General features: G+C 42.7%; 14 protein-coding genes. 11 read left to right on the plus strand and 3 right to left on the minus strand.

Annotated features, from left to right (window positions below; translation table 11 throughout):
- The first annotated feature begins 15 nt into the window (after positions 1-15).
- From BN1546_RS19435 to BN1546_RS19470, 8 genes are all read left to right on the plus strand, one after another.
- Entirely contained in the window at positions 16-1,209 is a 1,194-nt protein-coding gene (locus tag BN1546_RS19435) for an MFS transporter (RefSeq protein ID WP_013372350.1), read from the plus strand.
- Positions 1,210-1,237: 28 nt separating this feature from the next.
- On the plus strand, positions 1,238-2,236 hold the full coding sequence (locus BN1546_RS19440; RefSeq protein WP_090738623.1) for an AraC family transcriptional regulator: 999 nt from the start codon (positions 1,238-1,240) through the stop codon (positions 2,234-2,236).
- Between the two features lie 93 nt (positions 2,237-2,329).
- Complete coding sequence (locus tag BN1546_RS19445; protein WP_090738624.1) at positions 2,330-3,337, plus strand: phosphotransferase; 1,008 nt, start codon at positions 2,330-2,332, stop codon at positions 3,335-3,337.
- Between the two features lie 84 nt (positions 3,338-3,421).
- Positions 3,422-4,582: an immunity 26/phosphotriesterase HocA family protein gene (locus BN1546_RS19450; RefSeq protein WP_090738625.1), complete on the plus strand. Its 1,161-nt coding sequence runs from the start codon at positions 3,422-3,424 to the stop codon at positions 4,580-4,582.
- 30 nt (positions 4,583-4,612) lie between these two features.
- Positions 4,613-5,131 carry a hypothetical protein gene (locus BN1546_RS19455; protein WP_090738626.1) on the plus strand — a complete coding sequence of 173 codons (519 nt, stop codon included), beginning with the start codon at positions 4,613-4,615 and terminating at the stop codon, positions 5,129-5,131.
- Between the two features lie 34 nt (positions 5,132-5,165).
- A complete protein-coding gene (locus tag BN1546_RS19460) occupies positions 5,166-5,825 on the plus strand; it encodes a DUF2625 domain-containing protein (protein WP_090738627.1) in 660 nt (219 codons plus the stop codon).
- 29 nt (positions 5,826-5,854) lie between these two features.
- The gene (locus tag BN1546_RS19465) at positions 5,855-6,295 is read left to right on the plus strand and encodes a hypothetical protein (protein ID WP_090738628.1); all 441 of its coding nucleotides are present in this window, start codon (positions 5,855-5,857) and stop codon (positions 6,293-6,295) included.
- Positions 6,296-6,323: 28 nt separating this feature from the next.
- Positions 6,324-6,860: an SMI1/KNR4 family protein gene (locus BN1546_RS19470; protein ID WP_090738629.1), complete on the plus strand. Its 537-nt coding sequence runs from the start codon at positions 6,324-6,326 to the stop codon at positions 6,858-6,860.
- Positions 6,861-6,966: 106 nt separating this feature from the next.
- On the opposite strand, the gene BN1546_RS19475 is transcribed toward BN1546_RS19470, so the two are convergent.
- A complete protein-coding gene (locus BN1546_RS19475; RefSeq protein ID WP_255305442.1) occupies positions 6,967-7,554 on the minus strand; it encodes an RBBP9/YdeN family alpha/beta hydrolase in 588 nt (195 codons plus the stop codon).
- Between the two features lie 348 nt (positions 7,555-7,902).
- Here BN1546_RS19475 and BN1546_RS19480 point away from each other — a divergent pair, with 348 nt between their 5' ends.
- Entirely contained in the window at positions 7,903-9,648 is a 1,746-nt protein-coding gene (locus BN1546_RS19480) for a methyl-accepting chemotaxis protein (protein ID WP_090738630.1), read from the plus strand.
- A 117-nt stretch (positions 9,649-9,765) separates the two neighbouring features.
- Here the strand turns inward: BN1546_RS19480 and BN1546_RS19485 are convergent, their stop codons facing one another.
- Both BN1546_RS19485 and BN1546_RS19490 read right to left on the minus strand, forming a co-directional pair.
- Positions 9,766-10,335, minus strand: coding sequence for a DUF1697 domain-containing protein (locus BN1546_RS19485; protein ID WP_090738631.1), 570 nt, complete (start codon positions 10,333-10,335; stop codon positions 9,766-9,768).
- A gap of 34 nt (positions 10,336-10,369) precedes the next feature.
- Positions 10,370-11,020, minus strand: coding sequence for a hypothetical protein (locus BN1546_RS19490; RefSeq protein WP_090738632.1), 651 nt, complete (start codon positions 11,018-11,020; stop codon positions 10,370-10,372).
- 217 nt (positions 11,021-11,237) lie between these two features.
- Between BN1546_RS19490 and BN1546_RS19495 the strand changes: the two genes are divergently transcribed.
- Positions 11,238-12,233: a hypothetical protein gene (locus tag BN1546_RS19495; protein WP_090738633.1), complete on the plus strand. Its 996-nt coding sequence runs from the start codon at positions 11,238-11,240 to the stop codon at positions 12,231-12,233.
- A complete protein-coding gene (locus BN1546_RS19500; RefSeq protein WP_090738634.1) occupies positions 12,233-13,318 on the plus strand; it encodes a hypothetical protein in 1,086 nt (361 codons plus the stop codon). The genes BN1546_RS19495 and BN1546_RS19500 overlap by 1 nt, the downstream gene beginning before the upstream one ends.
- Positions 13,319-13,334: the final 16 nt, after the last annotated feature.

Raw genomic sequence — 13,334 nt, forward strand, 5'->3', positions numbered from 1 at the left:
GAGGTGAGAAGCTTGATGAATATTAAAAACAAAATATGGTTTAAAACAGCATTGTTGTCCATTTCCTTAGTCCTGACATCAGCGAGTGCTATTTCAGCTATCATCCCGATGATGCTGAACCAATTACCGGGAGTCTCCAGTTCACTGATTGAAAGCATAGTTACAATCCCATCTTTCTCGATGATGCTGTTTGTGCTGTTGAGTGGCCCGATCTCTTCCCGCTTGGGTAAAAAAAATACAGTCCTGCTAGGACTTTTGCTCGTGGTCATCGGCGGAATACTTCCTATGCTCACTACGAACATTACATGGATTCTCGCGTTGCGTTTGGTGTTAGGTGCAGGTCTGGGGATGTTCAATTCGCTGGCTGTCAGTTTAATTAGTGATTTTTTTGAAGGGGACGAACGTGCTCAATTGGTAGGCTTTCAAAGCGCTGTACAAGGGCTCGGAAGCAGCTTGGCTACCTTCGTGGCAGGACAGCTTGCCCTAATCGACTGGCCGTTTGCTTTTTTGTGCTATGCGATCACTATTCCTATCGCACTGTTGTTCTTTTTTATCATTCCTGAACCAGAGCGTGAGGAGCCTACAGCGAGCACGACAGGAACGGGCCACAAGAGCGGGGGAATGTCCCTACCTGTACTTGGATTAGGGGCTGCACTTTTCCTGTTTATGACCTTTATCATGATTGTGTATACCAAAACAGGTATTATGATTGCTGAAAAGAGTATGCCTAACGCAGGGTTTTTAGGGACCGCTTTGACGCTGTTCTCCTTATCAACTATGATTGCAGGCTTCTTGTTCGGTAGAATATATAAATGGTTCAGAAATTACGCACCTTTTATCTCCAGTTTATTAACAGCGACAGGTTTTGTCCTGCTGTGGTTTGCTCAGAATGTGACCATGGTTACGGTCGCCATGCTGATCATTGGCTTTAGCTTTGCGCTGTTTATTCCTTATATTTTTACGATACTAACTAAAATCGTACCTAAAGGCAGTGAGACGATATCTATTTCGATTGCAATGGTAGGCTCCAATTTGGGAGCGTTTGCTTCGCCTTATGTTATCAAGTTAGTTGGGGTGTTGTCTGGGAATGAAACTGCCTCATTTTCCTTTCTCGTCTCTGCAATTGTATTTATGATTGCTGCGCTCCTCTGTCTGGGAATCGCTATTAGAGGAAAGGGAAGCAAAACACAGACGGCAGTTCACAGTTAATGGGAGTCTGAAGGAGGAGTCTGTGTTTATGAACCTTCATGAGCTGGATCAGTTGCTGAGAAGTAAAACTGAAATTGAGCTTTTACAACAGCAAAACAATCAAGTGATTAATGATCTCTCCAAAGAATCGGAAAATGAGCGATTTTTTGATATAAATCAGAATATATATCGAATGCCTGCTTTATTTTTCTTCGGAGAACATGATATTTATATTAGCAAGCACAACAGGTTTGCTCCGATGCTGGAGCACATGCATGAATTTATTGAATTAAACTATGTTTACTCAGGTAAGTGCAACCAAATCATAGCGGGTAAAGAAATTGAGCTTTGTGAAGGCCAAGTGTGTGTCCTCGATAAGGATGTGCCGCACAGCATCGCACCTTTGGGAGAAAACGATATACTGATTAATATCCTCCTGCAAAGAGAAACGATTTCATCCCTATTTCTACAGCGGCTATCTAAGAAAAAAAGTTTGATCGGCGAGTTTCTTGCCAATTCAGTCCTCCAGCATCAGCATCATAATCACTTTATTATTTTTGAGTCACAGCATAATGAAAACCTTCAATATATATTGCGTAGAATCTTGATCGAATATTTTTCCAGGCAAGAGGATTCAATGGAGCTGGTCAAGGCTTATTTGCCCATTGTATTTGGGGAATTGGTCCGTGTATTGGAAAGCGAGCATAATATTCACTTAAACCAGCAGGAAAGTAATATTACTTCTATTCTGAATTACATGGAAGAGCATTATCAGCATTTAAGCCTCCAGCAATTATCTACTCATTTTAATTACAATAGTACGTATTTAAGTAATAAGTTGAAAAAAGTAACCGGTCTTACTTACACGCAGCTTATTGCCAACATTAAACTTAATGCGGCCTATTCTTTGGTAGTGAATACCAACCTGCCATTCGAAATGATCTTCAAGCAGGTCGGATATACCAGCATGAGTTTTTTCTATAAAAAATTTAAAACAGCGTATGGTGCCACCCCGCAGAATATCCGAAACAAACAAATGAGGAAATGAAGGATACACAAGGACGTCCAATTCTAATGGGCGTCTATATTTGTTATAATTACTGCAAATTCATAAGCGGATGTTTAATAGGGAGGATACATTTTGGAAGCGGTATTAAGACGGCACTGGCCGGAGTGGGACGGGATACTACAGAGACGAACCGGAGGTTGGAATAATACGACGTATTTTGTTAAGAGCGGTGGGCGAAGTGGGGTACTGCGCATCTACGATACACACAGGGATCGGAACAAAATCGAATTTGAGCATGCGGTTTTGCAGGAACTGAGCAGGCATTCTCTATCATTCAGGGTTCCAATGCCAATCCGAACGATTACGGGAGAGACACTTGCACAGGTTGAGAAGGATAGTGGCAAATATGTGTGTCTGTTCGAATACATAGAAGGCACATCCCCATCGGAGCAGGATCCTAGCTTTGCCCATTCTTTTGGCGAGGCTGCTGGCGAATTATCTGCTGCACTTGCAACACTTAATCTTGATATGACTCCAGTCTACCGGCCGTATTATGCTTTGCAGCAATCCTATCCATTATGTAACCGGGAAGTAATCCAAGGCTTTTGTTTAAACCCGCCGGAGCCTCTAAAAGATTTACATGAGGAGCTGCGTTTGATAGGAAAAGTATATGAAGAGATTATAGATTCACTTCATGCATTGGAAGACTTGCCGCATCAGCTTGTACATGGAGATTTGAACGCTTCCAATTTGTTGGTAAAAGATTCTGACCCTAGTCAGGTGGCTGCACTGCTTGATTTTGAATTTTGTACGCTGGACGTTCGGGCCATGGATCCGGCGGTCATTTTATCAGGATTTTTGGGACAACCGGAGGAAACGACAGCTGTTCGTGATTTTTGCCGGGGCTTCAGCCGTCAGGTTCGTTTGAGCCAATCCGAGGTTGACGCTTTGCCTGTGTTAATGCTGCTTAGGAAGGTAGACGTTTTTCTTCATTTTGTGAGTCGCTTTCTGGAAGGAACAGATCAGCCACACGTGCTGCAAGAACAGATCAAGCAGATCACGGCCGACTTGCTCCAACTGTCTACCAGCAGTAGCTGGATTCAGGAGGAGTTGGTCCAAGCTGGAACAATGTATGAATAAACGAGCTACATTCCGTGTTATGTTATAATTTCTGGAATAACAGAAATGAAGTCTACTGAATTATACTCGGAACAGGAGGAGCAGATGAATAGTTGGTTAACGAACGCGTTACGACCCTATTTTGGGCTGGAGACGCTGGAAGAACATTGGGACGTAGTAGAAATTAAAGAAGGATATTTTATTTGTATGGATGGAGATGTTATTCGCAAGCGAATTTCTTCCAAAGAGGATGCTTATGGAGAAGCTGATGTAGAGATTTTTACTCGTGATCGGGCATTTGTTCTACCTAAAACGGCTCGTGGCAAAGAGAAAAAACTGAATTATACAAGTGTTTCGAGCATCACAGCAGAAGGTGTGTCCTTTTCAGCAGGCATTCGAAGAGATCGTCCTATTAGTTATGTTACTGCTGTGAATAGCAAAACTGGCGTAAGATTGCCCATCACTGGATGTGAGCATTTACATAGTAAAGAAGAGATCATCGATTGGCTTCAACGTTACCCGTCGCTTGTACCTAACGACTATGATAGTAAGCTGGAACGATTGAAGCATAGGAAAAACCAGCGTTATAAAACCATTCCGGGAGACATCTTCCGCGTGGAAATAGACCTTTTTACAGATGGCTATGTACTGGTCGTCGGAGATTTGCGCCAAATGCAAAAGGATCAGTTGTTTGCAAAGGAGAGCATATGGAACAGTGTCATGACGATGCCTTTATTCGTACGTCCGTATTTGTGTACAAGTCGTGACCGTTCAATAACTTTGGAATCCGTCACGGCCGCCCCGTTATCTGATACAACCTGGATTGTCATGGATGATTCCTTTATGCGAGGGTCCTACGAGCGGATAGGGTATAAAGCGTTGGCGGAAGAGGATATTGTGTTTCCGATTGGTTACGGCAGTAGCATAGATAGCAGTAAAGAAAGAATATATAGACTGTCCTGGGGAACGGGCACAATTTCCAAACCGGAAGGGAAGACAGTGTTCAAGTCTTCGCGCGAATTGTTAAATAACGGTGTATATTCAGGTGTCATTGCAGACTGTTTTGGTCCTTGGGAAGAGCGGGAGTGGCACCACACGCTGGATAACCCGTTGTATCGGGAAGAGCGCCGAAAAGCACTGGCCGAATTCGGATTCCCGGAAGACATTTCGTACGATGAGTTCAATCGCCAAACAGGAGGACTGACGCGTTCGGAATATCTCGCATATTTGACAAGAATCTATAGCGGAAAAAGAAAGATGAAATGACACGGTTATACATCCTTTTAGGAGGTACGAATGAAATATCTTAAAGATTGTCCGGAACCAGGTATGGGAACCTGGTATTTTGAAATAGACTCAGACGGCGTAGCCTATCGGCAAATTGTGATCCAAGATGACGGTACTTTTATTGCTTCTAATCGTAAGCACGAGCAATATCATTTCTTGTTAGCCGAGAAAGCGATTGATGATACAGAGCCCTATTATACGAAAATTACAAAAAAAGAGTTTGAAGAAGTCTGGTCCAACAATCTTCACACCTTCAAAAAGGAATGGCATCAAATCAAAAATGCACTGCCGGTTGGGACTAAGGTAACTGGACATATTGAAGCCTTTTTTCCACACGGAACACTAATTCATATTTTCCAGCACAATGCAGTCGGATTGGCAGACACCCATTCATATGCGGAAAAGGCCCCATCCGAGTGGATGTATCCGAGGCATGAGATCACGGCGATTGTCCAAGGCTACGACGAGCTGAATCAGTGGGTGATTTTAGAGCAAACGCAGGTTTTCGAAAATCAGTTCACAGGTTGAAAGATAGATACGGAATACAGGAAGGAGAATGGATATGCATACGTTAACGGTTGATGAGCTAATGGATCAGGACAACCATGCATGGGAAGAGGTCAGAAACATTCTGCAAGAAGGGAATAATCCATATCGCATTGTACCGGCAGAATCGGAATCTGTTAGGGGAGATTCGCTCTACCGTTTGCAAGTGAGCACAAAATCGTACTTGGGAACGGTTGCCTATGAAACAGGAGGGATCATATTTGACCACGGATGGATCACCTTACTGGGTGCAGGTGGGCCTGAAATTTACGGTAGTTTGGCTTCGTGGAACGGGCTGCAAGAGCCAGCGAGCGTTCCTGCACTTGGGGGAATGCTGATTGTGGCCTATGATGCAGCAGGTGGCTTCTTTGGATTGGATACAGGAAAGTTTGGACGTAGCGGCCATATCTACTATTTTGCACCGGATGCATTGGAGTGGGAATCCACTGAGCTGGCCTATTCCGGTTTCTTGAGCTGGTTGGCTGAGGGAGATTTGGACTTGTTCTACCAGACATTCCGTTGGAATGGTTGGCAGTCGGATATGGAGCAACTTCAGCCAGGAGAGGTATTTGCTTATTATCCGCCGCTATGGACTCAGGAAGGTGGCGGAGAGACCAGCCACAAATCACCTATAGCAATAACAGAAGCGTGGCAGGCGGTGACGGATCGGGAATAGCCGCGAGTGGGGAGGGGGGACATAGGATCATGAATCATTCCATTCAATCCAAACTGATGCAGCTGAATGAAATACTTTCTCAAAATAACATTTACCATTACTACATTTATGATTATACAAGTCGCCCCAAGCTGGTACTAGCAGGGAGCTTTGACTTTAGCTATTATCACAACATAGAGATTACATTTTACGAGGTCTCGTTTCTTTCCTGTCCGGGCGGTGTATTTTCAATTGAATGCTTTAGACTGGCTAATGACAAGGAACTGGAAATGTTAAAAACTGTCTCTTACGGATTTCTTGAGGGGCCTGTGATTTGTATGGAGGATCAAACGTTTGGTACCCGATTTTTCATTGCTGCGGAAAGCTTGGATTACGAGCTCAAGACCGTTTTTTACTATAAACGTGAGAACCTTCAACCTCATGAAAGTGTGGCTGAATGGGTTGAAAAAGGTAGCAACAACAACTCTTAGAGGCATCGAGGCATGGAGGTTGGCACATATGTGGAGTATTCAATTTGAACAACCGTTTGTAATAAGTCAGGAAGCAACGGATGAACAAATCGCGAATTTTTTGAAAACATGGAACATAAAGCTATCCGAGCAAGAGATTCACGAAATCAAGCAAAGACAAGTGAACCCTTTTCCAAAGTCGTCTCCATTCCATGATCAATATAAACCTTTAGATCCTGTGAGCTGGCATTTGCCCCAAGGGCAATTTCCTGATAGCTATATGGATTTTTTGAGATACTCTAATGGCGGTGAATTTCAGAATGGAGAACGATGTTTTCAGTTTTTCAATACTGAAGATTTGAGAGAAATGAACCTCGCCTACGAGCTGCCAGAGTATATGCCGGGTGCCGTGTCGTTTGCGATGGATGGTAGCGGAAACCACTATATGTTTGATATGAGAGAGGAAAAAACAAACAATGAATACCCCATTCTTTTTGCTCATTCTGGTAGCTTGGGGTATGACGAATGTGAACAGGTTGCTCATTCTTTTATGGAGCTATGCACGGAAAAATGGGCATTGTATTGATACCTTGACTAAACATACGCTTTATTATCCATAGTTCATCCAGTAGAAAATGTAAAACCCGCAAGCTGGACCCTTTTTGCCAGGTCTATCTTGCGGGTTTTTAACGCTACCTATTTTCATTCATCATTTCTATTAAAACTTGATAGACGATCGGTAAAGTGGTAAAGCCGTCACTTTGTAAAAAGTGCCCTCCATGATCTAATTCGTGGAAATCAGCCTGCATATCTTCCGCTAGTTTCTTACTAAGTGCAAAGGGGACAATTGCGTCGTCCTTTGAAGCTATAACTACACGTGCCCCTAGTGAATCCATGATTTGCTGATAACTCAAATGGTCATTTGTAAACTCATCTAATGATGGTAGGCTTGGCACTGGGTCAGCAAAACCGGAAACGAAAATTCCACCACCCAGTGGTTCCGGGATATTTACTTGCTGCAGGTACCTTAAAATGGATACACAACCCAAGCTATGTCCAATAAAATAGGTGTCTTTATGTAGAACTTTAATATTTTGTAGTAGATGCTCAATCCACTCATTAAGCTTGGGTGCTTGCGAGTTGGGCATTTCTAGTATATTTACCGAAACCCCGTCTTCCTGTAATTTGTCTTGTAACCAAGGAAACCAATGATCTGTTGGCGAAGCTGTGTATCCGTGGATTATATATACTTGTTTTTGATTTTGTAGATTTGTCACCATACGTTCTCCCCCATCATCTAGTGTTTAGATCTTAGTTTGCATATGTGTCCCATTTCATGTAAAAATCCCTCTCTAGTTTACCAAACATCCAATGCTTATGAGTACCTAAAATTGTTGATTCATGTAGCAAGCCTATGTATGAATTTGCCTATTATAATATTCATTATTTTTGCAGTACTGTAATTTGGCTAATAAATTTAAGCGCTTTCTACCGATATATATAGCATCACGTTTTGTGATCTGCTTCATTTTGTTGTATGGAGGGCAGCATCAAGAGGAAGACCAGAGTACTCGTGAAAGTTGAGAGCAGCGTGAACTATTATCCATAGACGAGCTGGAGGGGTTTGAATGAGTAACCAACTATCGGACAGGACTAAAAAAGGAAAAGGTTTTAGAGATTTAAAGATCACGACAACGATGATCTCCATGATTATGATCAGCTTAGCGGGTTTGCTCATTGTATCGTTGGTAGGAGTTATCGGTATGTATCAAGCTAAAGAGGGTCAAGGTATTTTGTATACAGATCGCTTTCAACACCAGACGAATATTCTTGAGGTCAAAAGTGACTTTTATAACATGCGAGCCAATTATACAAAAATACTCGACAATAAGGAGTATACAGATAAACAGTATAAGCAGGTGCAGAAAGGAAAAAATAGCGTTACAACTGGGCTAAATGAATTTTCACAAAGGACATTGGATACTAAGGAACAGAAATTGTTTGAGGAACTACAGAGGAGTATAGACACGTATTTTCAGGACATCGAACAGATCATGGCCGTCAAAAAGAATACTGGAACCTATGACACAGAAGAGAGAGGCCGGATCAATAAATCTAGTACGGCCATTGTTACGATGCTGACTACGATTTCAGATTATAACAATGAGCAATCCGCCAACCTATATCAAAATACGCAAAACGAGATCAAAATGCGCACAATTGTTTTAATCACAGTTCTTGCTCTCGTGTTGGCTGTTCTGATCACAATCTCCTTTGCAGCCATTCGAAATATCCGTTCCCGGATGAGCACCATTACGAAATACTGTGAAGAGATTACCCAAGGAAATTTAACGGCAGCACTTGATCCTGCCTTGCTCAAAGGAAATAATGAGATCGCTGTTATAGCTCGTGCCATTCAGCAAATGACAGATTCAACCTCAATGGTCATCACAGGGGTGATCAATGAGTCACGTCAAATTAACCAACTGAGTGATCAGACGAATCATAATATGACAGATCTCAATGAGCGGATTCGCGATGTATCAGCCACGGTCGAACAGCTGTCAGCAGCTATGGAAGAGACTTCGGCATACACCGAAAATATGAACCATTCTGCGGAAGAAATGCAGCGGGCAGCAGAGTATATCTCGGTCAAAACTCAAGAAAGAGCTCAGTCTGCCTATGATACGAGTGTAAAAGCTGAAACATTGAAGCAGGCGGCTAGTCAATCCAATAAAGCGGCCAAAGAAATTTACCAAAAAGCTAATGAAAAGATGACGGAAGCGTTAGAGCGAGCCAAGGCAGTAGACCAGATTCGTATACTTTCTCAGTCTATCTTGGAAATTACGGCACAGACCAATTTGCTGGCTCTAAATGCATCCATTGAAGCAGCTCGTGCCGGTGAGTCAGGTCGAGGGTTTGCGGTTGTAGCTAACGAGATTCGTAAGTTGGCAGACGGCTCCAAACACGCGGTAGACCAAATTCAGAGTGTTACTCAAGAGGTTGTGCAGTCTGTAGAAAATCTGACTACCAATGCCGAAGAATTATTGCACTTCTTGCAAGCCCAGGTGGGCAAGGATTATCAGCTGCTTGAGGATACAGCAGGGCAATATTACAATGATGCCGTGGAGCATACGAACACAGTCAATGATTTGAACGCCACCTCTAAGCAGGTAAATGAAACCATCCAAACCATGGTGAGAGCGATCCATGAGATTGCTACCGCCAGCGAACAGTCCGCCATATCTACCCAACACATTGCTGAGAATATGGTGTCTTCAACGGAAAAATCTCGTGAAGTGGCATACCAGTCTGATCAGGTGAAGGAAAGTGCAGCTCGACTAAATGAACTGGTTGCAGGCTTTAAAATTTAATGAGGACCATACGGTGTTGGTATTTATAATGAAGGGAGAAGAAAAACGGTTGGGGAGCCGTAAGGAGGCTCCTTTTTTGAGCTTACTCTAGGTACTAGGGTTGCTTTCGGATTTGGGTCAAGAGCTCATATCCTGCAACTCTTCCTGTTCAGCCATTTGCATCAGCTTATAAATCTGACGGGTTGTGTTCACATTCCGCACCGTCATTTGCTGATACAGCTTGGTGCCGACTAATTTTGTTAACCCGCTTTTTGTGACTTGTTCCTTGCTGACAGAAAACAAAATCGCCCCGGGTGTATACATGACATGCCCAATTCCCGGTTTCAAGGGAAGCTTGTCCAGAATGGAAATATCGTTAATTTCATCCCACAGAAACATTACATCACTTTTCATCTGTGTATCATTAGACCATTCATTCGGCAGTGCCTCCATAATGCTCTGAATCTCCTTCATATTACGGACGATGACGCGGATAGGTAAGCTAAAATCCTCGAGAATCGCCTGTTCCAGTATGAGTGATAGCTCCTGGTTGGGCCGCTCCTGACTGGAAAAAATAATGTTTCCAGAATTAATGTAAGTCGTCACATGCCCCATACCTGCATGTTCAAACGTTTGCTTGAGCTTCTTCATCTCGATCTTGTTGTTGCCGCCGACATTGATGCCCCGCAGTAATGCGATATAGATCATAAAAAGCCCCACCTCTCTTTAACCAATAGGATTTCTAACAAAAGGATAGGTAATTCAGCAAATACGTGGTTTGGTTTTCGCCCAACAAATGATGCAGCAATGGTTTTACGTGCTCGATATATGCTGCTTTGGTTTCGTATGTATCTTCATCTATCAATTCTCCCTTAAAGGTACAGGCACCTTCAATCAGGATGGAAAGAGCCGTAAAGAAGTTAGCTAAAGAGTCAGCAACTTGCTGCGCCCTACCACTCTCAATTGCAGCATATACAGGGGAACCAGGTGCGCTAGTATCGACAATGACTGGATCATCATTAAACGTGGCAATTACAACATGATGGGAGGGCCACGAAGAAGACTCTTGGACAAGCTCTCCAGATGTAATGAAGCGATAGCCCAGCTGTTGGCGATATAAATGTTCTGGTGCGACAAAAAAGAGAACAGCAGCATCCCCGATTTCAACGGCTGCATTTTTTAATTTGTGTGTTCCCGCTGCCTTAGCATCGATCATTTCATAGTGGTTATATAGGTATTCAAGCTCAGGGGATACAGGAATTCGGCTGTCCCAGCAATCTGTCAGGTTCTCCGTCCGGGGCTGGATGTCGTGGTCTTGGAACAGCCCGTAGGCTGCATTATACAAGTCTTGTTGTTGTACAAACCGGGCCAGAGCTTCGCTTAGCTGTTTCATAGGTGTTCATTCCTTTCTAATCGCAGACTATGACCTTCGTCATAACGTTTCATTCCTAGCATAAAGATATCATAATATAGAAAGGAAGAACATATGTTTCTCTATTTTATGTCACCTTGCCAGTCGATCCAGATTAATTTTACAATATAGGAGTTCGGATTAATGTGTTATGCCAGGTTCAATATGAAGTTTGTCTTGCTGTGCAAGGAGGAGAGAAATGTCTTTTTCTAAAATATACGATTACAAATTAAGAGCCTATTTTAATGAGCGTATTTCTGATTTAAGTCATGAATATCTATTTTATTCCTATCCTGATCAAGAGCAAAATTTAAGAATATTAACTCTGAATATAAATGAGCAGAATCATATTTCTTTAGTGCGATGGCATGATTTATTTGACAGGTCGCTATTTACAAAAATGGATCATCGCATTCTAAGCGTAGCAGATGCTGAACGTCTGATTCGATTGCTTTCGTTCATTTTTAACGTTTTTGATATACATAAAGATATTGCTTATAGCCAAAAAAACTTATGTTGTGTTTATTATCGATATCAAGTTTCTCATCTAGCAGAGAGAGGGAATGAATTCTCGCTTACTCAGGACAGGCTATTTTTTCTTCACCAGCTCTTATTTGAACTGGGTTTAGGTGATGACATTTATGATCGTCTAACGATTGAAAATAATAAGATGATGTACAGCATGGAAGACGCACAGCAGTATGATATGCACATTCTAATTGACATTTTGCATGAGCATATTAACAAAAATGAGATGGATATAGATACCCGAGCAGCACTGGGAAAAATAAAGATTTTGCAAGGTCAGTTGGTGAACTTCATCCTGGGCAGTCATGATGTATATGATTTTCCGTATGACGATTTCAACAAGCCGTTTGCAGAAGCAACGATGTTTATACAAGCCTATAACTCCAATAAAAATAGGGTATTAGAGGTGCTGACCGACTGTATCAATGAGCATCAATCTCCAACAGAGCAGTTCATCTCCACTATGATCATGATGAATTACTCCTATTTTATTCTCAAAAGTAATCCTAGCGAAATTACATATCTTAAATGTTTCTGCAAGAAAAAACCGGGAGTTTTTATGAAAGTATTGTCTGCATTGCTTGAAATCAGATTTTTTATTGATAAATCCAGCTTCACAAATACGGGTATAAATTATTATTTATCCAGATTAAAAGGGGTTAAATGATGCCATTTCATCACGTTTCTTTACCCGATTTACCACAGCCTATCGGGCGTCTTACGGCCATTCATCCACTAAAAGGTGGCTCTCAGGGAAGCATAACCCTGCTAGCACTAAACACACAGGCAGAACTGTGGAGACTAGAACTTCGCTCTGGTAGCGCAGAATTATGCACACATATTTGTATTCCTGATTTTAATCCCCTGCAACCTGTCCAAATGGTTACTAGTCCTGACGGTAAGTACGTAGCCATATCCAATCGTTTTGGTCGGCATGCGGCAGTGTATGATTTAGTCCATGCACTAGAAAAAATGCAATTATCTCGGGACGAATATCACTCCGATAAAAGTATGTTCCCCCTGGCTTTTGTATATCAAGACGGTGCGTGTATTCTTGTTCATGGAACGGAATGGAACCGCCTGGATTTGACAGATGTAGAAACCGGGAGGCTTTTGACAGCAAGACCTACCCCGGTATATAACAGCGAAAGCAAAGATGAGCATTATCTAGATTATTTTCATGGGAAGCTGCTGGCTTCTCCAGAGGGAAAGTGGATTGCGGATACGGGATGGGCATGGGCTCCCTTAGGAGTGGTCCGAATCTGGTCCTTATCTAATTGGCTGCTGAACCCATGGGAATCGGAGAATGGTCCGTCAGTTCGCCATCTTTGGCAAATCATAGATTGGGATGGGCCAGTATGCTGGACAGGACCCGATACATTGGCGGTATGGGGACAGATGGATGCCGATTTACTGGAGGAGGAAGATTGGGGAGAGGAGGGCGTGGAACCGGCGGTTGTCCTATTCGATATGACTCAGCCTGGGTACCGACGCGTGCTTCCTGCGATCCCGCCTCTAAATTGTAAGCCTGATGAATATGGGATTTACCCATATCCCCAAGCGGATATGGCCGTTTCCGGCGACCGATTATTCTTGTGGGGAAAAGGAGTCCCGCTTCAGGTATGGCGGCTTTCAAGCGGTGTGCGTGAATATGTAGATACGGAGCGATTTCCACTCATTTACCATCATGAGGCAGGAATTTTCGTTGAATTAAATCCAGATAGCGGTTGTACAGCCTTAAGCTACGAATAAATGGCGTTACCAGATT

The sequence above is a fragment of the Paenibacillus sp. Mc5Re-14 genome (genome assembly GCF_001049835.1).
Classification (GTDB): Bacteria; Bacillota; Bacilli; order Paenibacillales; family Paenibacillaceae; genus Paenibacillus; species Paenibacillus polymyxa_C.